General features: G+C 74.0%; 18 protein-coding genes. 9 read left to right on the top strand and 9 right to left on the bottom strand.

Features of this window, described 5'->3' with window-relative positions; all coding sequences use genetic code 11:
• The first annotated feature begins 146 nt into the window (after positions 1-146).
• Positions 147-3,092, top strand: coding sequence for a type 1 periplasmic-binding domain-containing protein (locus ABEB07_RS20495; protein WP_345669684.1), 2,946 nt, complete (start codon positions 147-149; stop codon positions 3,090-3,092).
• Positions 3,093-3,639: 547 nt separating this feature from the next.
• On the opposite strand, the gene ABEB07_RS20500 is transcribed toward ABEB07_RS20495, so the two are convergent.
• Together ABEB07_RS20500 and ABEB07_RS20505 are read right to left on the bottom strand one after the other, a co-directional pair.
• Complete coding sequence (locus ABEB07_RS20500; protein ID WP_345669685.1) at positions 3,640-4,056, bottom strand: (2Fe-2S) ferredoxin domain-containing protein; 417 nt, start codon at positions 4,054-4,056, stop codon at positions 3,640-3,642.
• On the bottom strand, positions 4,053-6,023 hold the full coding sequence (locus ABEB07_RS20505) for a heavy metal translocating P-type ATPase (RefSeq protein ID WP_345669686.1): 1,971 nt from the start codon (positions 6,021-6,023) through the stop codon (positions 4,053-4,055). The genes ABEB07_RS20500 and ABEB07_RS20505 overlap by 4 nt, the downstream gene beginning before the upstream one ends.
• A 93-nt stretch (positions 6,024-6,116) precedes the next feature.
• On the opposite strand from ABEB07_RS20505, the gene ABEB07_RS20510 reads away from it, so the two are divergent.
• Both ABEB07_RS20510 and ABEB07_RS20515 read left to right on the top strand, forming a co-directional pair.
• On the top strand, positions 6,117-6,506 hold the full coding sequence (locus ABEB07_RS20510) for an ArsR/SmtB family transcription factor (RefSeq protein WP_176147609.1): 390 nt from the start codon (positions 6,117-6,119) through the stop codon (positions 6,504-6,506).
• A gap of 300 nt (positions 6,507-6,806) precedes the next feature.
• Positions 6,807-7,574 carry an SDR family NAD(P)-dependent oxidoreductase gene (locus ABEB07_RS20515; RefSeq protein ID WP_345669688.1) on the top strand — a complete coding sequence of 256 codons (768 nt, stop codon included), beginning with the start codon at positions 6,807-6,809 and terminating at the stop codon, positions 7,572-7,574.
• A gap of 63 nt (positions 7,575-7,637) precedes the next feature.
• Here the strand turns inward: ABEB07_RS20515 and ABEB07_RS20520 are convergent, their stop codons facing one another.
• A complete protein-coding gene (locus tag ABEB07_RS20520) occupies positions 7,638-8,498 on the bottom strand; it encodes a helix-turn-helix transcriptional regulator (RefSeq protein WP_345669689.1) in 861 nt (286 codons plus the stop codon).
• A 138-nt stretch (positions 8,499-8,636) separates the two neighbouring features.
• On the opposite strand from ABEB07_RS20520, the gene ABEB07_RS20525 reads away from it, so the two are divergent.
• Complete coding sequence (locus tag ABEB07_RS20525) at positions 8,637-9,416, top strand: NAD(P)H-dependent oxidoreductase (RefSeq protein ID WP_345669690.1); 780 nt, start codon at positions 8,637-8,639, stop codon at positions 9,414-9,416.
• A 37-nt stretch (positions 9,417-9,453) separates the two neighbouring features.
• Here the strand turns inward: ABEB07_RS20525 and ABEB07_RS20530 are convergent, their stop codons facing one another.
• The 3 genes from ABEB07_RS20530 to ABEB07_RS20540 all read right to left on the bottom strand — a co-directional run bounded on the left by ABEB07_RS20530 (position 9,454) and on the right by ABEB07_RS20540 (position 12,499).
• Positions 9,454-10,518 (bottom strand): cobalamin-independent methionine synthase II family protein, encoded by a 1,065-nt coding sequence (locus tag ABEB07_RS20530; protein WP_345669691.1) that lies wholly within the window; start codon positions 10,516-10,518, stop codon positions 9,454-9,456.
• A 186-nt stretch (positions 10,519-10,704) separates the two neighbouring features.
• Positions 10,705-11,607, bottom strand: coding sequence for an aminoglycoside phosphotransferase family protein (locus tag ABEB07_RS20535; RefSeq protein WP_345669693.1), 903 nt, complete (start codon positions 11,605-11,607; stop codon positions 10,705-10,707).
• Positions 11,608-11,767: 160 nt separating this feature from the next.
• Positions 11,768-12,499 (bottom strand): DUF4118 domain-containing protein, encoded by a 732-nt coding sequence (locus tag ABEB07_RS20540; protein WP_345669694.1) that lies wholly within the window; start codon positions 12,497-12,499, stop codon positions 11,768-11,770.
• A gap of 332 nt (positions 12,500-12,831) precedes the next feature.
• Here ABEB07_RS20540 and ABEB07_RS20545 point away from each other — a divergent pair, with 332 nt between their 5' ends.
• From ABEB07_RS20545 to ABEB07_RS20555, 3 genes are all read left to right on the top strand, one after another.
• Positions 12,832-13,167 (top strand): SAV_915 family protein, encoded by a 336-nt coding sequence (locus ABEB07_RS20545; RefSeq protein WP_345669696.1) that lies wholly within the window; start codon positions 12,832-12,834, stop codon positions 13,165-13,167.
• Positions 13,168-13,180: 13 nt separating this feature from the next.
• A complete protein-coding gene (lysA, locus tag ABEB07_RS20550) occupies positions 13,181-14,518 on the top strand; it encodes a diaminopimelate decarboxylase (RefSeq protein ID WP_345669697.1) in 1,338 nt (445 codons plus the stop codon).
• Positions 14,519-14,753: 235 nt separating this feature from the next.
• The gene (locus ABEB07_RS20555; RefSeq protein ID WP_345669698.1) at positions 14,754-16,196 is read left to right on the top strand and encodes a TolB family protein; all 1,443 of its coding nucleotides are present in this window, start codon (positions 14,754-14,756) and stop codon (positions 16,194-16,196) included.
• Positions 16,197-16,208: 12 nt separating this feature from the next.
• Here ABEB07_RS20555 and ABEB07_RS20560 read toward each other — a convergent pair whose 3' ends face one another.
• Positions 16,209-16,862: a CatB-related O-acetyltransferase gene (locus tag ABEB07_RS20560; protein WP_345669785.1), complete on the bottom strand. Its 654-nt coding sequence runs from the start codon at positions 16,860-16,862 to the stop codon at positions 16,209-16,211.
• A 100-nt stretch (positions 16,863-16,962) separates the two neighbouring features.
• On the opposite strand from ABEB07_RS20560, the gene ABEB07_RS20565 reads away from it, so the two are divergent.
• Positions 16,963-17,583 (top strand): TetR/AcrR family transcriptional regulator, encoded by a 621-nt coding sequence (locus tag ABEB07_RS20565; protein ID WP_345669699.1) that lies wholly within the window; start codon positions 16,963-16,965, stop codon positions 17,581-17,583.
• A 25-nt stretch (positions 17,584-17,608) separates the two neighbouring features.
• Here the strand turns inward: ABEB07_RS20565 and ABEB07_RS20570 are convergent, their stop codons facing one another.
• Positions 17,609-18,157 carry an AAA family ATPase gene (locus ABEB07_RS20570; RefSeq protein ID WP_345669700.1) on the bottom strand — a complete coding sequence of 183 codons (549 nt, stop codon included), beginning with the start codon at positions 18,155-18,157 and terminating at the stop codon, positions 17,609-17,611.
• Between the two features lie 83 nt (positions 18,158-18,240).
• On the bottom strand, positions 18,241-18,633 hold the full coding sequence (locus ABEB07_RS20575) for a DUF2267 domain-containing protein (protein WP_164589815.1): 393 nt from the start codon (positions 18,631-18,633) through the stop codon (positions 18,241-18,243).
• A 389-nt stretch (positions 18,634-19,022) separates the two neighbouring features.
• On the opposite strand from ABEB07_RS20575, the gene ABEB07_RS20580 reads away from it, so the two are divergent.
• Complete coding sequence (locus ABEB07_RS20580) at positions 19,023-20,132, top strand: MFS transporter (protein ID WP_345669786.1); 1,110 nt, start codon at positions 19,023-19,025, stop codon at positions 20,130-20,132.
• The last annotated feature ends 75 nt before the right edge of the window (positions 20,133-20,207 follow it).

Below are 20,207 nucleotides of genomic sequence, written 5' to 3' on the forward strand. Positions count from 1 at the left end.
TCCGCGCCGTCCGCGACGGCCACGTCACCGCTCCTGCTCCGCGCGCCCCGACATTCACAGGGCTCCCGGGGTGCAGCGGCGCTCCGGTCCGGGTATCCCCAACGAATTCGATGGTCGAGCGGGCCGATGCGACGGGGGCGGAGCACATGGGAAGACGGGTCTGGACCGGCAGCGCCGGAGTGGAGGCCGCCGACGCGGTCTTCGCGCTGATGAGACGGCTCGTCGACGGCTTCCGGGCGAATCCGCCGGTGACCCCGCTGGTGGTGCTCCAGGCCACCGAGGAGGACGCCACCGGCACCCTCGACCGGCGGGTCGCCCAGGTGGTGGAGTTCGTCCGCCAGAGCCAGCAGCCCCGGGGACTGATCGCCAAACGGCTCGACGGCGGGGGCGGTGCGGACCCGTACTCCTCGGCCGTCGACATGGTGCGCCAGCTGTGCGAGCACTCCTGGGACAACGCCCGGCAGTCCCAGTACAAGCCCTTCACGTTCCCCCGTTCCCGCCTGCTGCGGGCGATCGAGCAGGCCGCGCCCGAGGTCGGCGCCGAGGTGACGACGGTGTGGACCGAGGCGGAGCGCCGTGAACGCCTGATGCGCCGGCTCGCCGAACTGCGCTGGCGGCCCGGCGGCGGCCCCGACGGCGACCAGGGCCGGCGCCGCGCCCCGGCGCTGGCGGAGGCCGTCGGCGCCGTCGTCAACCCGTCCGGCTTCGTCGGCGCCATGTTCATCGCCTGCCTCAGCGTCCTGCTGGGGGAGGGCGGTTGGCGCACGGCGGTGTGGGGTGGCGCTCTGGCGCTGACGGCGTTCGGCCTGGTCCACCTGCTCGCGCGCAGCGCCCCGCCGCTGCTGTGGCTGCGCAGGGCCAGCCGCTGGTTCGCGACCACCACGTTCCTGGCCCCGCTCAGCGACCGGCCGGCGGCGGCCGACTGGTCGCGCTGGCGGCCGGCGAAGTCCTGGGAGACGATCCGCGGGCGGGCCTTCGCCGTCGCCCAGCAGGTGGTCGCCGCCCAGGCGGGCGACCCGACGGCACGTCAGCTGCACCTTGAGTTACGCGTACTGGCGCTGCTGGAGGACCTGCGCGAGAACTTCCGGCCGCGGGCGCTCGACCTGCGCCGCCGCAAGCGCACCGTGCCGCCCGTGGTGTACCTGCCCCGGGCCGCCGAGGAGGACGGCGGTCTGCTGCTGCTGCGCACCCTCAGCAACGTCCGCAGCAGGCGCAGCGAGGTCGACCCGCTGCTCGTGCTGGCCGCGGTCCCGGCGGCCGAGCGGCTGCGGCCGCCGGGCTCCGCCGACCCGCAGCCGGACACCGCACCCGGCCGCCCCGAGGCCGACGACGAGGAGGACGCGTTCGGCGCGGACGCCCGCTACCAGCGGTGGGTGACCAGCCTCAACGCCGGCCAGTCCCCGGGCAGGGCCGCCGCCCTCCCGTGGATCCTGCACATACCGATGCCCGCCGACGAACTGCGCCACCGGCGCTCCGCACAGCACTCCACCGACCGGATCCGCCGCACACCCGCCTGGCTCCTGTGGTCCAGGCCCTGCCTCGTCGTGGTCCTCGCCCTCGGCCTGACCGCGGGCTTCCTCGGCAACCGGTACCTGGCCGGGCGCTACTGCGAGGGCCGGCTGCTCGGCTCCAACACCGACTCCGGCCTGTACGACGGCCAGTGCGTCGGCGTCGCCACCGGCGACGTACGGCTGGCCAAGGGCAACGGGCTGAGCCTGTCCGGCGCCGGCAAGGGCGTCACCTTCGACGCGGTGGAGCGGGCGATCAGGGCCGAGAACGCGGCCATCGGACCGCGGGACGCGCACGTGACGATCGTCTACGCCGGCCCGGTCACCGCCGCCCGGCAGGCCGACACCCGCAAGGGGCTGGAGGAGATCACGGGGGTGTACCTCTACCAGCACTACGCCAACGTCAGCACCGACCAGCCGACCAAGATCAAGGTGCTGCTCGCCAACGCGGGCGAGAACATGCTGCACGTGCTCCCCATGGCCCGGCACATCGCCGACCTGGCGCGGCGCGACCGCTCCGTCGTCGGCGTCGTGGGCATGGGACGCGACACCACGGAGACCGAGCAGGCCGCGCGGATCCTCAAAGGGGCCGGTCTGCCCGTGGTGAGCACCACCAACTCCGGCAGTCACCTGGCGCGCAGGCTGTCGAACTGGTTCGGGCTGGCCGCCACGGACGAGGAGGAGGCGAGCGCCCTGCGGGTCGTCGCCCGCCAGCTGGCCGCCCGCGAGAAGGGCGCCCAGGCCGTCGTGCTGTCCAGGTCGGTCGGCAGCGAGAAGGACTTCTACACCACCGAACAGGCCCGGGTCGGCAAGCGCATGCTGGCCGACGCCGGCTTCGCGCCGGCGCCCGCCCGGACGTACCGGCTCAGCGCCGAGGGCGAACCCGAACTGACCACGCCCATCGGCGACATCTGCGGCAGCCGGCCCGTGCCGAAGGCGCTCTACTTCGCCGGCCGCGTCGAGGACGTGCCCAACCTGATGTCCCAGCTCGGCTCCACCCCCGGCTGCTCGGGCAACGGCATCACCGTGTTCACCGGCGACGACCTCACCAAGAGCAACTACGAGGAGGGGGAGAACCTGCGCATCCCCGACGAGGTCACCCTCTACCACTTCGCCCTCGCCCCCATGGACCTCGCGGCGACGACGGGCTTCTACGTGGACGCCCACCGCGTCCTCACGGACCTGCTGCCGGCCGGAGCACGGCGGACCACGCTCGCCGACCCCGCGCGGCCCTGGACCGACGCGCTGTTCTCCAGCGGGCAGACGGTGCTGTCCTACAGCGCGACGGCCGTGCTGTACCGGGCCGCGCGCAACGGGGACGTTCCGCAGACCGCCGCGGAGACCTGGGCCGACCTGCGCTGGCACCCCAACCCCAACCTGCCGGTCGGCACCGTCGGCTTCGCCGGCAGCCGGCCCTACGCCGACCAGCGCGGCCACGGTTACGAGATCGTGCGGGTGAGCTACGACGGCGGGAAGGTGCGCTCGGTGAACGTGTGCGGACGCCCCGCGGGCAGCGAGGCCCCGCTCACGGCGCCGCCGGGCCCCGAGGGAGCCGACCCGCACACGGTCTGCCGCCTGCGGTGAACCGGTGAACCGGTGAACCGGCGACAGAAACGAATGGCCGAGGCGGCAGGCCGGCGGGCTGGCGCGGGCGGCGTCCCGTGCGGGTGCGCGACCGCTCGTCTTCGCGGACGGCGCCGTTCGCGGGCCCCGGGCCGACGATGCGCCGGCCGCCCTCCGCGAGTTCGGCGACGCGTCGGCGCTGACGGGCGCTCAGGGCGGCGCCGCCGAGGGCGTGCGGCGGTACGGCGGCCACGACGGCGGGGCGCACCGTGCCCTGGTGGAGGATGCACCCGCGCCGACGCGTCGGACCCGTCCTCGTCGGCGACGTACGTCCCCGTCCCCCGCGCACTGGCCGGCGACCGGTGACCGGCACCCTGAGACAGTGAGGCGACCGGCCGAAGCGATCCGGCCGCCGGGCCGGCGGTGGAGCGGCCCGCACTGACCCTGACAGCCGTTCAGGAGTAGGCGCCGTTGCCGAGCGAGCCGGCGTCGGCCTTCACGACAGCCGCCGTCGCGGCCCCGGTGGCAGCCGGCGGCGACGGCTCCGCCGAGATGTCCGAGGGGCGCCCTACTCGTCGAGTTCGGCGCGGACTCGACGCGAGGGGCTGAAGGCGTGGAGGTCGAGGATGCCGGGCGGCTCGGTGAGGCCGGGGCCGCCGCTGTCGATCCAGGCGACGATGTCGGCGGTGGTGTCCCGGTCGTTGACCAGGCCGAGCCAGACGGGCCGCCCGCCGGCCACGCGACCGGCGGTGGAGGGCTGGACGACGATGACGTTGGCCCGCTCGCAGGCGTCCAGGCAGTCGGTGACCCGCACGGTCGCCGCCCCCTCCAGGGCAGCCCGTAGCTCGCGGAGCTGGGCGACGTGATCGAGGCCGGTGACTTTCGGAGTGCCGCAGCAGCAGCCGCGGCACACGGTGACCGTGGGCCGTACCGCCGCCGCCCCGGCGCCCGCGGCGGAAGCGGCGCGGCGGGAACGCTTGCTCACGCGGCACCTCGAGCGGGGTTTCGCCAAGCGGCTTCACGCAGCAGGCGCAGGCCGTTGAGACCGACGACGACGGTGGAGCCTTCGTGCCCTGCGACGCCGAGCGGCAGCGGCAGGGTGGCGACGATGTCCCAGGCCACCAGGGCGGTGATGAAGACGCCTGCGATGACGAGGTTCTGGACGACCAGGCGCCGGGCGGTTCGGGAGAGGGCGACGACGGTGGGGACGGCGCCGAGTTCGTCGCGGACGACGACGGCGTCGGCGGTCTCCAGGGCGAGGTCGGAGCCGGCCTCCCCCATCGCGATGCCAGTGTGCGCGGCGGCCAGGGCGGGGGCGTCGTTGACGCCGTCGCCGACCACCAGCACCTTGCGGCCTTCGCCCTCCCACTCCCGTACGGCGGCGACCTTGTCCTGCGGAAGCAGTCCGGCGCGGACGTCGGTGATGCCGACCCGGGCGGCCAGACGGCGGGCGGCGCGTTCGTTGTCCCCGGTCAGGAGGACCGGAGCGCGGCCGGTGAGCTTCGTCAGGGCGGCCACGGTGGCGGCGGCGTCCGGCCGCAGCCGGTCGGCGATGCCGATCACCCCGACCGGGCTGCCGTCGCGCAGGACCAGGACCGCGGTCTGTCCGGCCTCCTCCAGCTCCGCCACCGCCGCGGTCACGGGCGCGGCCGGGGCCGGGAGGCGGGCCGGCGATCCGACCTCGACGGTGCGGCCCCCGACGCCGGCGCTGACGCCCCGGCCGGGGACGGAGGTGAAGCCGGCCGCCTCGGGAAGGCGCAGGCGCCGCTCGCCGGCGGCGTCGACGACGGCGCGGGCGAGCGGGTGCTCGCTGGAGTGTTCGGCCGCGGCCGCCAGCGCGAGCAGACCGTCCTGATCCAGTCCGGAGCCGGGCACGGGCCGCACGGCGGTGACGCGGGGCGTGCCCTCGGTCAGGGTGCCGGTCTTGTCCAGGGCGACCGCGTCGACTCGGCCGAGACGCTCCATCACGACAGCGGACTTGGCCAGGACGCCGTGTCGTCCAGCGTTGGCGATGGCGGACAGCAGCGGCGGCATCGTGGACAGCACGACCGCGCAGGGCGAGGCCACGATCATGAACGTCATGGCACGCAGCAGAGCGGGTCGGAGCGGGGTGCCGAGGGCGAGCGGAACCGCGAAGACGGCGAGGGTCGCGAGGACCATGCCGATCGAGTACCGCCGCTCGATCTTCTCGATGAACAACTGGGTGGGGGCCTTGGTCTCGGAGGCGTCCTCGACCATCTTCACGATCCGGGCGATCACCGAGTCCGTTGGGTCGCGCTCGACGCGTACGCGCAGGGCACCGGTGCCGTTGACGGTACCGGCGAACACCTCGTCCCCCGTCCGTTTGGCCACGGGCAGGGGCTCGCCGGTGATCGTGGACTGGTCGACGTCGCTCACGCCTTCGACGACCTGACCATCGGTGCCGATCCGCTCGCCGGGCCGCACCAGGACGGTGTCCCCGACCTTCAGCACGGCGGCGGCGACGCTCTCCTCGCCGCCGCCGGGCAACAGCCGGGTCGCCGTCGCCGGGGCGAGATCCAGCAGCCCCCGGACGGAGTCCGCCGTGCGGGCGGTGGCGAGCGCCTCCAGGGCGCCGGAGGTGGCGAAGATGACGATCAGCAGGGCCCCGTCCAGAACCTGGCCGACGGCCGCGGCGCCGAGTGCGGCCACCACCATCAGCAGGTCCACGTCCAAGGTCCTGTCCTTCAGGGCCCTGCACCCTTCCCGGCCCGGCTCCCAGCCGCCCGTGACGTAGGTGGCGGCGAACAGCGGGCCCCACAGCCATGCCGGGGCGCCGAGCAGGTTGAGCGGGAGGGCGACCAGGAAGAGGACGAGCGCGGCCAGCGCCCACCGGGCCTCCGGCAGCGCCAGCACCCGGGTGCGCCGCCGGGGCGGAGCCGGGCGCGGCTCGACCGCGGCCGGTGCGGACTGCTGATCCAGGACGGAAGACATGACGGAGCAACCCTTCACGGGCGGACGAGGCGACCTGCCCACCATACAGGAACACCTGAACAGGTCTTCATGTGTGGTCGGTATGATGACCCCATGGGCCACGGAACCGATACCGCCAGCAGCGCCACCGCCCGCGAGCGTCTCGACGCCGTCGGCACCGCCGATGTCGCCGCCACCCTTCAGGCCCTCGCCACCCCCTCGCGGCTCTACATCCTGGCCCGTCTCCAGGAAGGCGCCTGCTCGGTGGGCGAGCTCGCGGAGGCCGTCGGCATGGAGGCCTCGGCCTGCTCCCACCAGCTGCGCCTGCTGCGCAACCTCGGACTGGTCACCGGCGAGCGGCACGGACGCTCGATCATCTACGCCCTGTACGACAACCACGTGGCCGAGCTCCTCGACCAGGCCCTGTACCACGTCGAGCACCTTCGCCTGGGTGTCCGCGACGCCCCGGCCGGTGTGGCCGAGTCCGCGCTCGCCGACTCGTAGGAGCCGGCCGGCTGAGCGGGGTGGGCACGTGCGACCTCGCTCCCGTTCCCGCGCAGGCCGGGCGTCCGGCGCCCGCTGCCGGAAGGCGGCCCGCCCGCTCGGACAGGGGTATACGGGCCGTACACCCCTTGACGGTGTCTCGCTCTCCGCGCGAAGAACGGGTTACCTGGATGACGTGGCGCCCCTCGCCCGTCCCGGCGGCGCCGTCTCCACCCCTTCCACCCCGCAGCCACTGACGGGCACCGGCGTACACCGGGCATCGCCGCGCGCCGCCTCGCCTCTCGACGGGAGAACGACGACATGAACCCCACCTACGACTTCACCGGCCGGGTCGCCTTCGTCACCGGCGCCTCTTCCGGCATGGGTCTGGCCGCCGCCCGCGCCTTCGCCGCGGCCGGCGCCGCCGTCGGCCTCGCCGACATCGACGAGACGGCCGTCGAAGCCGCCGCGAAGGAGCTCACCGACGCCGGCCACCAGGCCCTCCCCCTGGTCTGCGACGTCAGCGACGAGGACCAGGTCGCCGCCGCGGTCGACCGCACCGCGGAGACCTTCGGCCGCCTGGACATGGCCTACAACAACGCCGGCATCATGCCCCCGCCCACCGACGCCGCCGACGAGAGCGCCGACCAGTTCGACCGCGTCCAGGCCATCAACCTGCGCGGCGTCTGGGCGAGCATGAAGCACGAACTGCGCCACATGCGCGACCAGGGCGGCGGCGCCATCGTCAACTGCTCCTCCCTCGGCGGCCTGGTCGGCAACCCCGGCCGCGCCGCCTACCACGCCACCAAGCACGGCGTGATCGGCCTGACCAGGAGCGCCGCCCTCGAATACGGCCCGCGCGGCGTCCGCGTCAACGCCGTCTGCCCCGGCACCATCGCCACCCCCATGGTCGACGCCATGGTCGAAGGCGGAGAACTCGACCGCTCGCAGGCCGAAGCGGGCCAGGCCATCCAGCGACTCGGCAGCGCCGAGGAGATCGCCCAGGCCGTCCTGTGGCTGTGCAGCGACGGAGCGGGCTACGTCACCGGCATCGCCCTGCCCGTCGACGGCGGCTACACCGCCCAGTAGGCGCTCGGACACCCGGCGGGACTGCCGCCTGCTGCCGACCGGTCGGGGCAGGGGCGCGCGCTGTCACCGCTGTTCGTGCTCGCGCGCCCGGGTGTCGGCGGTGGGCCGCGCGTCGACGCCGTCCGCGTCCAGGCGCGCGAGCAGGCGCAGGCCGTCCTCGGCGGGGCTGCCCGGGGCCGCGGACAGCACCAGCAGCTCCATGCTCGACTCGTCCGGCAGCGCGAAGTTCTCCTGGTGCAGTTCGAGGAGTCCGACCAGCGGGTGCCGGTAGACCTTGCGGCCATGGGTGCGGGCGCGCACGTCGGCGCGGGCCCACAGGCGGCGGAAGCGCTCGCTGCCCACCGCCAGTTCGCCGATGAGCGAGGTCAGGCGGGCGTCATCGGGGTATTTGCCGGCGGCCAGCCGCAGGTGCCCGACCACGTCGAGGGTGCAGGTCTCCCAGTCCGCGTACAGCCCGTGGTCGGCCTCCTGGAGGAAGATGTGCCGCGGGATGTTCAGGCCCGGCATCGGCGGGCCGAAGAGGAGCCCGGCGAGGCGGTTCCCGGCGAGCACGTCCAGGCGGTGGTTCATGATCAGCGCGGGTGCGTCGACGACCAGGTCGAGCACGCGCAGCAGTTCCGGCCGGACCCGCCCGCTCGGCGCCTTCGCGCGGCGGCGGCGCTGCCGCGCGAGCCGGTAGAGGTGCTCGCGTTCGGTCGCGTCCAGGCCGAGGACGCGGGCGAGCGCGTCGAGGACCTGCTCGGAGGGCTGCGTCGCGCGGCCCTGCTCCATGCGGACGTAGTAGTCGACGCTGACTCCGGACAGATGCGCGACCTCTTCGCGGCGCAGCCCTTCGACCCGGCGGCGGCTGTCGGTGGGGATGCCGGCGGCGGCCGGGTCGACCCGGGAGCGCCGGGTCCGGAGAAAGCCCGCGAGATCGTCCATCCGCTCAGTATGGACTCGGCGGCACCCGTGAAGGTGGCCCTGCCAGTACCAGGAACTCCCGTCCGACGGACGAAGCGTCCCTGAACGCCGGGCGCCGCGACGCGCAGGATCGACGGCATCCGATCCGAAGGAGTTCCCATGAAGACGCTGATCGTCTACGCCCACCCGGAGCCGAAGTCGCTCAACGGCTCGCTGAAGGACCTCGCGGTGACCACGCTGCGGAGCGCCGGGCACGAGGTGCGGGTGAGCGACCTGTACGCGATGAACTGGAAGGCGGTGGCGGACGCGGCGGACTACGGCCCCCACGCCTCGGACCGGCTGAAGGTCGCCCTGGACTCGGGCCGGGCCTTCGACGCCGGGACGCTCACCCCGGACGTCCGCGCCGAGCAGGAGAATCTGCTGTGGGCCGACACGATCATCTTCCAGTTCCCGCTGTGGTGGTACACCATGCCCGCGATCCTCAAGGGCTGGGTGGACCGGGTGTTCACCTACCACTTCGCGTACGGCGTCGGCGAGCACAGCGACGCCAAGTACGGCGAGCGTTACGGCGAAGGAACCCTCGCGGGCCGGAAGGCCCTGCTGTCGGTGACCGCCGGCGGCCCGGAGCCGCAGTACGCCGCTCGCGGGATCAACGGCCCCATCGACGATCTGCTGTTCCCGATCCAGCACGGCATCCTCTACTACCCGGGCATCGAGGTGCTGCCGCCGTTCGTGCTGTACGGCGCCGACCGGATGAGCGACGCGGATTACCCGGACCTCGCCAAGGCCTGGGAGCAGCGTCTGCTCACCCTGGAGTCGACCGAGCCGATCCCGTTCCGGCGGCAGAACTTCGGCGACTACGAGATCCCCTCGCTGCACCTGAAGGAAGGACGCGAGCCCGCGGGCCGCACGGGTTTCGGGCTGCACGTGCGCGCGTAGTCCCCTGGACGCGCTCGGCGGGATCCCGGGCGCTCGTTCAGGCCGCTCCGAGCTGCTGGGCGGCCTGGGCCGTGCCGTCGATACGGGCGCGGATCTTGGCGAACGCCGTGCTGCGGGAGGTGGACTGGTCGTCGGCGTAGGGGGCGAACCCGCTGTCGTCGCAGGTGCCGAGCTGGTCGAGAGGGAGGTGACGGGCGGCCTGGAGCACGCGGTCGCGTACTTCCTCGGCCGTCTCGACACGGGGGTCGAGCGGGTCGGTGACGCCGACGAAGACGCGGACGCCGGGCCGGAGCTGGTCCGCGATCAGGCGCAGGACACGCTCCGGGTCCGGCTCGCTCGCCAGCTGGAGGTAGTAGTTGCCCACCTTGGTCTCGAACAGGGCGGGGAGGAGGTCGGCGTAGTCGATGTCGAGGCTGTGCGTGGAGTCCTGGTCGGCGCCGGCGTCGGTGTGGATGCCGATCCGGGCACGCTCGTCCTCGGTGAACCGCTCCAGCAGCCGGTTGTTGAGGGCGACGAAGTCCCGGAGCACCCCGCCACTGGGGTCCAGCTTCAGCGAGAGCCGGCCCTCGGTGAAGTCCAGCTGCACCACGTGCGCGCCCGCGTCCAGGCAGCCGCGCACCTCCGTCTCGGCCTCGGCGACGAGGTCGTCGAGGAACTGCTCGCGGGAGTACCCGGCGATCGCCTGCGGCGGGTAGAGCAGGCTCAGCGTGGACGGGGCGACCACCGCCTGCTTCACCGGCGCCTTCGTGTGCCGCTGGGCGGCCTGGAGGTACTGGACGGCGTTCGTCTTGTACCGCAAGGGGCCGGAGGTCAGCCTGGGCAGCCGGCGCTGGTGCCCGTCGGCGTAGGGGATGACCACGCCGTCACGGTCCAGGTTGTCCAGTCCCGCGATCGGATAGGTGAGGGAGGTGGGCTTGGCCTGCTCGCCGTCGGTCACCACCGGCGAACCGGCCGCCACCAGGCTGTCGACGGTCTCGGCGACCGCCCGCCGCTGGACGTCCGCGAAGGCCGAGGAGGACATCTCGCCGGACTCGAACGCGGCCATCGCGCTGAGCAGTTCGGGGGAACGGGGAATGCTGCCAATGGGCTCGGAAGGGATCACACCGTCACCTTAGGAGCGGAACGCCGACAATCCGCCGTGAATGGCACTCCGGGCGCCGCGGTGTCACCTGTGCGGGTGGCTGACACCGCACCGGAGACCGGCGGTCTTCCGCCGGGGGAGTGGGGCGAGCGCCCTGCGCCGCGCAACGAGCGCGCCCCGCACGCCCACCTCCTCGCGGCCTCGGCCTCAGCGCACCTCGTCCGCCAGGACGCGTTCCAAGGTGCGATGACCCGTCCGGCTCATGCCCGGGTTGCTTCTGACGTAGTACCAGACCAACCCCATCGCCTGAACGAAGGCCCACGCCCTGCCCCGCTCCCATTCGAGGTCGCCGCTGCCCAGGCGGTCACGGAGCACCTGTCGCGGCCCGGCGTCGAGCAGGTGCCACGCACTCACCAGGTCCAGTGAAGGGTCGGCCGGACCGAAGTCGCCGACGTCGAGGAGCCCTGTGAGCCGACCGCCGGAGACGAGCAGGTTGCCAGGCATCAGGTCGCCGTGGGCCATGACGTCCGCGGCCGCACCTCGCGGCAGGTCACGCACGGTCGCCCAGACGCGACGCAGTCGAGGGACGTCCAGGAGCTGCTCACTGTGTCCGAAGCAGGTCTCCATCCAGGCGTCGTGGGACCGCAGGTCGCCTCCTCGGCCCGTACCGGCGAAGGTGCGGCCGCGGGTGTCGATCGCCCGCAGGTCGCCGATGAGACCGGCCAGGTCACGGGCGAACGCGGAGGACGCGCCCGGGTCCTCGTCGGCGGCCACGACGCCGGGCAGCCACGTCTGCACCGACCACGGAAGCGGGTAGCCCGCCCCGGGTTCCCCCAGCGCGACCGGCTCGGGCGTCGGGAAACGGGTGCGGCCCGCCAGCTCGCCGGCCGCTTCCGCCTCGGACTCCAGCCGGCGCCGCGTCGACTCGACGTCTGCGGGCTCCAGAGGGAATCGGGCCGCGAACCGGTCGCCGATACGGAAGATGGCGTTGACCGTCCCCTGCGACGCGACGCCGCTGACGGGCAGGCCCCGCCATCGCGGGAACTGCCGCTCCACCAACCGGCGCACAGTTCGGGCTGACACCGTCATCTGGTCGGCGTGCATCTTCATGGCGGAAGCATCCGTGTCACCGGCTTCCGCTTCAACCGATTTCCGTCCCCGTGCACGTCGCGCGCTCGCTCCCCGTTCGCTCCCCGCGCGCCCGGCCCGACCCCGTTCCCGCCCGGCGGCACCCCACCGAGCGTGGGCGAGACGCCCGCCGGTGTTCAGTTCAGGTGGCCCGGAGCGCCGCGCCGGCCTGGCCGGCCAGGGTGTGGGCGACCAGACGTGCCTGGAGGGGCGGGGTGTGGCCGGGTGTGGGCCGCAGCAGGTACCGGCCGTGGAAGTGGCCACCCGCGAAGACGCGTAGCTCGATGTCCTGGTCGGGCAGCCCGAGGCGTTCGACGTCCCAGGTCCCGCGGCCGACGCTGATCGAGCCGTCGCTCTCCAGGCGAGGGGCGTGGCCGAGCAGCATGCCGTACTGGAAGCGGCAGCCACGCAGGTGGAGGAGACCGACGAGCTGACCGCGTACGCACTCCACCACCGCGTCGGGCGAGGTCGAGGTTTCGGCCAGGCGGGCCGCGTGGTGGAGCTGGGCCAGGTAGTCGGCGTCGGTGACGGTGATGCCTTCCAGGCGCCGGGCGCGGGCCGCCGGCCGGCAGACGGCCAGGGCGACGACGAGCAGCGCCACCGCGGTGGTGAGATCGACGGGGCTGTGGATGGTCAGCCGCTGGTAGGGGGCGGTGAAGAAGAAGTCGAACCAGACGGCCGCGGACAGGGCGGCGAGGACGCCGGCCGGACGGTCGCCGAGAGCCGCCACGGCGACCACGGCCACGACCAGGATCATGGCGGCGACGGTGTGGGGCAGTGCGGTGCGGAAGGGCAGCAGCACCGCGCTGACCGCGAGCGGCGCCACGAGAGCGGCGAAGCGCGCGACGCGCCTTCTGGAGAGCTGGTGAGGCATGGTGGGCACCTCCTGCCTACGCATTCCGGTGTAGCAGGCTTCGGGCGGGCGGCCGGGTGCCCGGGGCGGTTGTTGACGTCTTCCTTGCGCCGGGTCGCGGGCCCGGCGGACACCGCGGCCCGACGGCGCCGCGCCGGCCGGTCGCCGTGGGCGTCAGCGCCGCGTCAGCGTTCGCCCCGTGCCCGTCAGCGCCGCGTCAGGAGCCCCCGGTGGCCGGGCCGGGCGGGCATAGCGTCATCGGCGAGCCCCGTTCCGCCTCCCCGCGTTCGGGGCCGCCAAGCCCCTCGACCCGCCGCGGACCGCTCGGGTCCCGGCTCCTGCGGAGGTACCCCATGGCAGACATCCTGTGCGGCGAGGACCCGGAACCCTCTGAACGGTTCCCGGCCGGACCCCTGTTCGTCCCCGTCCGGCCGGGACCCTCGGGGTGTGCCGCACGCGTCTTCCGCACACCTCTCGGCGACCGTACGGCCGTCGGCTTCACCTCCGAGACCCGTCTGATCGCGACGCTCGGCCCCGAGCAGGCGTGGATCAGACTCGCCGCGTCCGCGCTGCGCGCGCTGACCGAACCGCTCGGCATCGCCACCGTCACGGTCGACCCCCAGTTCACGGCCCGCCCCGCCCGGCCGGTGCACCCCGTCGTTCCCGCGCCCGCCCTGCGCGTCGGCTGAGAGGGAGACCGCCATGACCACCGTTCCCGACAGCGCCGTCACCACCGTCGACGCCGACCTCCTCCCCCTCTGGCCCGCGTCCGCCACCGAACCCCGCCCGGGCGCCCTGGCGGTGGGCGGCGTACCGCTCGCCGAGATCGCCGACCGCTTCGCGACCCCCGTCTACGTCCTCGACGAAGCCGAGGTACGTGACCGCTGCCGCACCTACCGGGACGCCTTCCCCGACGCCGAGATCCTGTACGCGGCCAAGGCGTTCCTGTGCCGCGCGATGATCCACTGGATGAACGAGGAGGGCCTCGGTCTCGACGTCTGCTCGGCCGGCGAGCTGGAACTCGCGGTCACCACGGGCTTCCCCGCCGAGCGGATCGTGCTGCACGGCAACGCCAAGTCTCCGCGCGACCTGGAGTCGGCGCTGCGCCTGGGCGTGGGCCGCATCGTCATCGACAGCCCGTCGGAGATCGCCCGGCTGGCCGCCGCCGTCGGCCCGCGCGGCCACCAGAAGGTCATGGTCCGGGTGGTCCCCGGGATCAGCGCCGGCGGCCACGAGAAGATCCGCACCGGCACCGAGGACCAGAAGTTCGGAATCAGCGTCCGCGACGGATACGCCCAGCACGCCATCGCCCGGATACTGGACCAGCCGCAACTCGAACTCACCGGCCTGCACTGCCACCTGGGCTCGCAGATCACCGGCGTCAAGCCCTATCTGACCGCCGTCCGACGCGTCGTGGGGCTCATGGCCTGCCTCCACGCCCAGCACGGCCTCGTGCTGCCCGAACTCGACCTCGGCGGCGGCCACGGCATCGCCTACCGCCCGGGCGACAAGGCCCTGGACCTGACCAGCCTGGCCCGCAAGGTACGCGCCGGGCTGACCGAGGCGTGCTCGGCGGCGGGGCTGCCCGTGCCCCGCCTGATCATCGAACCCGGACGGGCCATCGCCGGACCGGCGGGCATCGCCCTGTACCGGGTGCTCGCCGTCAAGCGCACCGGCGCCCGTACGTACGTCGCGGTCGACGGCGGCATGAGCGACAACCCGCGCCCCGCCCTGTACGGGGTGCGCTACGCGCCCCGTCTCATCGGCCGTCGCACCACCGCCCAGCCGGCCCTTGCCACCGTGGTCGGCCGGCACTGCGAGGCCGGCGACGTGCTCGCCGCCGACGTCGAACTCCCCGCGGACGTACGCCCCGGAGACCTGCTCGCCGTCCCCGTCGCCGGCGCCTACCACCTCTCCATGGCCTCCGGGTACAACCTGGTCGGCCGCCCGCCGGTGGTCGCCGTCCGCGACGGCCGCGCCCGGCTCCTCGTGCGCCGGGAGTCCCTGGACGACATCCGCAGCCGTGACGTGGGCCTCTAGCAGTGGCTCGCCACGTCGATCTCGCCCGTTGGACGGACGCCTCCTCCGGCGGCGCGGCTCCCGCCGCCGAGGCGGCGGAGGCCGGGCTTCCTCCTGGCGTGTTGTCGTCGCCGCCGCGGAGGAGGTGTTGACCGGGGGACCCGGGGACGGTTTGCTCTGCTGCGCGCGGCCGCCGCCGGTACCGTACGGCGGGCCGCGGCCGTATGCGTCAGGGGAGACGAAGGGGAGGACGGCCATGGCCGCACGAGCGGTGCGCGAGGCGGGCGGGGACACGGGCGGGAGCCGGCCGGTCACCCGGCGGCTGATGCTCGGCGGCGGGGTGCTGGCCGCCGCCGTTCTGCTGGGTGCGGGCATGATCGTGCCCGCGGCGGCGGAGCCGGGGCCGGCGACGGTGCCGGGGTTCACCCAGCGGGTGAGCCACGGGCCGGGCGGCGCCCAGCCGGACGCCCCGTCGCTCGGCGGCGGCGTGAGCGACGACGGGCGGTACGTGCTGTTCTCCTCGGCGGCGTCCGGCCTCGTACCGGGCGACACCAACGGCGTCGAGGACGCGTTCGTCCGGGACACGTGGACCGGACGCGTTCAGCGGGTCTGCGTGGGCGACCACGGCAAGCAGCTCACCACCCCGTGTCTCGGGGCCTCGCTCAGCGGCGACGGCCGCTACGTGGCCTTCGGTTCGGACGAACCCGGGCTGGTGGACGACGACACGGACGACCGCAGCGACGTGTTCGTCTTCGACCTGGTCACGGGGCGTACCGTACGGGCGACCCCGGGTGCCGAGGGAGGCGGATTCGACCCCGCCATCAGCCGGGACGGGCGCTACATAGCCTTCTCCTCCGTCCGCAAGGTGGACCTCCCCGGCGGCGAGCGGGGCCGCCAGAACATCTACGTCCTCGACCGGAGCACCGGCGTCACCCGGCTGGCCAGCATCACCCGCGACGGCGCCGTCCCCGACCAGCCCTCCCGGTCGGCCACCATCAGCGCCGACGGACAGCGCGTCGCCTTCATCTCCCGCACCTTCGGCCTGGCGGACGACCCCGGCGACCCGGACGACCCCGGCGACGCGACGGAGGACCCCGGGGAAGGCGCGGGCGCCTCGATCCTCAAGCCGACCCTCTACCCGATGTACGTGTACGACCTGCGCACCGGCCGCGTCCAGCGGGGGAGCGAGGGTCCGGACCGGCTGCTGGGATCGCCCGCGGGCCGGATCACCCCGGACGGACGGCACGTCGCCTTCATCGGCTGGGAGGTCGACACGCGGCCCGGGGCGCCCTCCGGCGGTCTGCTCCCGCACCGCTACGTCGCCTACGTCCACGACCTGGAGACCGGGAAGACCGTCCAGATGAGCCGGACCACCACCGGCGAGGACGGCAACGGCGACGACACGGAGATCCTCACGAGCGGTGACGGCCGTTGGGCCTACTTCGCTTCCACGTCGGACGGTCTGGTCCCCGGCGACACCGACGCGAAGCGCGACGTCTTCCGCCGTGATCTGCGCACCGGGCACACCGAGACACTGGTCGACCTCGGGCCGAACCCGCCGGAGGAGGCCGACACCGTCACCGGGGCCGACGCCCTCGGCGCCTCGGTGGTCGTCACGGGACCGGACGGCATCCTCGGGTACCCCGGGGACACCAACGGGTACTCCGACGTGTTCGTGCGCCGCGTGCTCCCCTGGTGACCCGACGCGGTGTCAGGGCCGGCCGAGCTGCGCGGCGGCCTCCTCCAGATCGGCGACGGTCCCCGACATGACCGTCCGCACGTGCGCGGTGAGGTGCTCCAGGGGCCAGTCCCACCACGCCACGGCCAGGAGCCGGCCGACGTCCGCGGCGTCGTAGCGGGTGCGGAGGAGACGGGCGGGGTTGCCGCCGACGATGCCGTAGTCGGGGACGTCGGCGGTGACCACCGCCCCGGCGGCGACGATCGCGCCGTGACCGATGCGCACACCGGGCATGACCGTGGCGCCGTGGCCGAACCACACGTCGTTGCCGACGACCGTGTCGCCCCGGCCGGGCAGGCCGGTGATCAGGTCGAAGTGCCGCGTCCAGGAACCCCCCATGGTGGGGAACGGGAAGGTGGACGGGCCGTCCATGCGGTGGTTGGCGCCGTTCATGATGAAGCGGGTGCCCGTCCCCAGCGCGCAGTACTTGCCGATGACGAGCCGCTCGGGACCGTAGTGGTACAGGACGTTGCGCGTCTCGAACGCGGTCGGATCGTCCGGATCGTCGTAGTAGGAGAAGTCACCGACCTCGATCAGCGGCGACGTGACCAGCGGCTTGAGCAGAACGACGCGCGGGTGCTCGGGCATCGGGTGGAGCACGGTGGGGTCAGCGGGAACGGGCGGCACGGTGCGCTCGGGTCCTCTCCGGTCGAACTGTCGCGACACGTGTCGCGTTAAGATGCTGGCACGGCCCTGCCGCCTCGATCAACCGGATTTGGGATCACCGATGACAGACACACCCGACGCGACGCCGGACCGCCGTCCCGGCGGCCGCACCGCCCGCGTCCGCGCCCAGGTGCTCGACGCGGTGCGCGCCGAACTCGCGGAACACGGTCACGAGGGACTCACGATGGAGGGCGTCGCCACGCGGGCCGGCGTGCACCGCGCCACCGTCTACCGGCGTTGGCGCGACGTCGGCGGTCTGCTCGTCGACGTCATCGACGCCGCCGGCGAGATCGACTGGCAGCCGCCGGACACCGGCTCGTTGCGCGGCGATCTGACCGCCCTCAACCAGGAGATCCAGCAATCCCTGGTCGAACGGCCGTCGTTCGCCGTCGCCCTGATGGCCGCCTCGTTCCACTCCGCACCGGCCGCGCGCGCCCAGACGCGGCTGTGGACGGACCGGTACGCGCAGTGCGAGGTCCTCGTGGAGCGCGCCGTCGAGCGCGGCGAACTCCCCGCGGGGCGCCCCACGGACGCGCGGAGCCTGCTGATCGCCGCCACGGCGCCGCTCTACCACGAGCTGGTGCTCCTGCGCGCCGAACGCGATCCGCGTCTGCCGGAACGGGCCGCGCGGGCGGCGGTCCTGGCCGCCGCCGCGGGGGCCTTCTCCGACGCCGGATCGTGACGGCGCGGGAGGTGTCCGCGCGGACTCAGGACAGCCGGTAGGCGCCGGCCTCGAGACCATCGGCCACCGCCTGCGCGGTCTGCGCCGGGGTGAGGGCACCGGAGTCGAGGACCCGGCGCTCGTGGTCGCCGAGGGCGGCGAACTCCTCGTACATCTGGAGGATCGGCCCGGGCTCGGTGAGCGCGCCGGGTCCGCGGCCGGTGGCCCGCGCGAGCACGGTCGCACGCGGCGGGCGGAGCACCACATAGTGCAGCGGCACCCCGGCGTCGGCGGCGGCGTCGCGGAACGGGTCCAGGAACCACGGCCCGACGACCCCGTCGAACACCACGTGGTAGCCGCCGACGGCGTACCCGGCGGCCGCGGCGGCCTGGACGGCGACGACGGTCTCGTTCTGCCGCCGCGCCTCGGGCAGGTACGGAGGGATCGCGCCCTGGGCGATGACGGCGAAGAAGTCGTCGCCGTGCAGGCGCACACTCGGGGTGAGCCGGTCGGCCAGCAGCCGGGCGACGGTGCTCTTGCCCGCGCCGCACGGCCCGGTCAGCACGGTGACCGTTCCGAGGTTCCCGTCCGTCATCGCTCCTCCGCGGCGGCCGGCGGCCGCGGGGCCGCCGCACGTATGCCGGTCAGGCTACCGCCCGCCTGGTGCGCACCGCGTGCTCACACCGGATCCGCGCAGTGGAACAGTTCGGCGTGTCCCGGGGGCAACTGCGTGAGGACGCGACGCAGCAGGGCCTTGTCGGCCACTTCGGCGAGCGTCGGCAGCACGGCGTCGACCTTGCGCCGGGCGTCGCCGGTGCTCCCCTCGCTCCGATCGGCCACCGCCTCGATGAACGACGCCGGGGTCAACGGCGCGGAAGCCGGCTCGGTATGCGTCAGCAGCGGTCCGCACTGCTCGGGCAGCAGCCGGGCCAGCTCGGTGCGGTCATCGCCCACCAGGTGGGCGCCGAGCACCTCCAGCACGATCCGGACCGCCTGCACCGCCTGCTGCGGCCCGTCGTATCCGGCCCGTTCGGTCACCCGCGCGAGGAAGGCGGCGAGGTCCGTGTCCATGATGACTCCTCTCGTACTGCTGCTTCGCTGCTGTGGGCGCGCGCCCCGGCGCGGCTCACGGCCACCCGGTCGACCAGCGTGCGCCCCCCTCCCTGTGTGGGTTCGCCTTCGGATACCCGACGGGGCGGCGAGTGATGGCCCGCGTCCCCCGTTCGGCGGACAAAGCCGGGCCACGACCGACACCGCGCCCGTCGGCGTCCTCCGGTCACCGCCTCCCGGGCAGCACCGGACACGGCGGCCGAATTCGGTTGCGGCACGGCCGGCGCCCCCTGTGGGGTGTCCGGGTGGACGGTGCGGTGGAGCGGGGGCAGCGGACGAGGACGGGACGAGCCCGCGGGGTCGCGACGCGGCCGGCTCCCTGGCGCGGGCGGGCGGTGCTCGCCTCCCTGATGCTGGCCGCCTTCGCCTTCAACACCGCGGAGAACCTGCCGGTCGGCCTCCTGGAGCTGATCTCCGCCGGCCTGCGGGTGCCGGTGCCGGCGGTCGGTCTCCTGGTCACCGGTTACGGCCTGACGGTGGCCGTCGCCTCCCTGCCGCTCACCCACGCCGTGCGGGCCGTGCCCCGACGCCATGTGCTCACAGGGGTGTTGGCCGCGCTGGTCGTGTCCAGTCTGCTCGCGGCGCTGGCGACGTCCTACCGGCCGCTGCTCGTGGCGCGGCTGCTGACCGCGTGCGGCCAGGCGCTGTTCTGGGCCGTGATGGGGCCGGTCGCGGTGGGCCTGTTCGCGCCCGAGGCGCGCGGGCGGGTGCTCGGGGCGCTGTCCGTCGCCGGTTCGCTCGCCCTCGTGCTCGGTGTGCCCGCCGGGACCTGGCTGGGCCGGCGAAGTGACTGGCCGGTGCCCGTCGCCGTGCCGGCCGGACTGGGACTCCTCTCTCTCGTGACGATCGCGGCCCTGCTGCCGACCTCGCGTCCGGAGGAGGAGCCCGCGGCCTACGGAGCCGGCCCCGACACCCGCCGGTTCGCGACCGTGCTGGTGGCCGGGACCCTGTCCGCCGCCGGGGCGTTCACGGGATACACGTACCTCGTGACGTTCCTGGGAAAGGTGAGCGGGTTCTCCCCGGGCGCCGTCAGCGCTCTGTTCATGGCCTTCGGCGTCGCGTGTCTGGCCGGGGTGAGCGTCACCGGGGCGTTGCTGGACCGCTTTCCGCAGGCTGCGCTGATCACCGCCGTCGCCGCGCAGGCGGTGGGCCTGCTCGGTCTGTACGCGGCCGGCGCCGATCCGGTGGCGGCGGTGGTGTTCCTGGTGCTGACGGGCGGTGCGCTCGGGCCGGTGTTCATGACCACCCAGAACGAGATGTTGCGGTGCGCACCGGGGCGCACGGACATCGCGCTCGCGGCGAACTCCGGCGCCTACAACGCCGGCATCGCGGCGGGGGCCGCGCTCGGGGGGCTGATCCTGCCGCTCGCCGGTGTGCGGAGCGTCTTTCTCGCCGGGGGCCTGCTGGCCGCCGGGGCGTGCGCGGTGCTGCTCGGCGGCCGGCTGCTGCCCGGGCGGTGACGACCGAACACCGGGGCCGGCGCAGCGGAACACACGGAACACACCAACCGGCACCGGCCCGGTTGGAGCTACCGC

The sequence above is a fragment of the Streptomyces similanensis genome (genome assembly GCF_039543625.1).
GTDB classification, from domain to species: domain Bacteria; phylum Actinomycetota; class Actinomycetes; order Streptomycetales; family Streptomycetaceae; genus Streptomyces; species Streptomyces similanensis.

What these genes read in the sequence shown, in the direction of transcription:
- ABEB07_RS20495 (WP_345669684.1), top strand. Translation starts at nt 147, where the DNA reads ATGGGAAGACGGGTCTGGACCGGCAGCGCCGGAGTGGAGGCCGCCGAC.
- ABEB07_RS20505 (WP_345669686.1), bottom strand. Translation starts at nt 6,023, where the DNA reads ATGTCTTCCGTCCTGGATCAGCAGTCCGCACCGGCCGCGGTCGAGCCG.
- ABEB07_RS20510 (WP_176147609.1), top strand. Translation starts at nt 6,117, where the DNA reads ATGGGCCACGGAACCGATACCGCCAGCAGCGCCACCGCCCGCGAGCGT.
- ABEB07_RS20515 (WP_345669688.1), top strand. Translation starts at nt 6,807, where the DNA reads ATGAACCCCACCTACGACTTCACCGGCCGGGTCGCCTTCGTCACCGGC.
- ABEB07_RS20520 (WP_345669689.1), bottom strand. Translation starts at nt 8,498, where the DNA reads ATGGACGATCTCGCGGGCTTTCTCCGGACCCGGCGCTCCCGGGTCGAC.
- ABEB07_RS20525 (WP_345669690.1), top strand. Translation starts at nt 8,637, where the DNA reads ATGAAGACGCTGATCGTCTACGCCCACCCGGAGCCGAAGTCGCTCAAC.
- ABEB07_RS20535 (WP_345669693.1), bottom strand. Translation starts at nt 11,607, where the DNA reads ATGAAGATGCACGCCGACCAGATGACGGTGTCAGCCCGAACTGTGCGC.
- ABEB07_RS20540 (WP_345669694.1), bottom strand. Translation starts at nt 12,499, where the DNA reads ATGCCTCACCAGCTCTCCAGAAGGCGCGTCGCGCGCTTCGCCGCTCTC.
- ABEB07_RS20545 (WP_345669696.1), top strand. Translation starts at nt 12,832, where the DNA reads ATGGCAGACATCCTGTGCGGCGAGGACCCGGAACCCTCTGAACGGTTC.
- lysA (WP_345669697.1), top strand. Translation starts at nt 13,181, where the DNA reads ATGACCACCGTTCCCGACAGCGCCGTCACCACCGTCGACGCCGACCTC.
- ABEB07_RS20555 (WP_345669698.1), top strand. Translation starts at nt 14,754, where the DNA reads ATGGCCGCACGAGCGGTGCGCGAGGCGGGCGGGGACACGGGCGGGAGC.
- ABEB07_RS20565 (WP_345669699.1), top strand. Translation starts at nt 16,963, where the DNA reads ATGACAGACACACCCGACGCGACGCCGGACCGCCGTCCCGGCGGCCGC.
- ABEB07_RS20570 (WP_345669700.1), bottom strand. Translation starts at nt 18,157, where the DNA reads ATGACGGACGGGAACCTCGGAACGGTCACCGTGCTGACCGGGCCGTGC.
- ABEB07_RS20575 (WP_164589815.1), bottom strand. Translation starts at nt 18,633, where the DNA reads ATGGACACGGACCTCGCCGCCTTCCTCGCGCGGGTGACCGAACGGGCC.
- ABEB07_RS20580 (WP_345669786.1), top strand. Translation starts at nt 19,023, where the DNA reads ATGCTGGCCGCCTTCGCCTTCAACACCGCGGAGAACCTGCCGGTCGGC.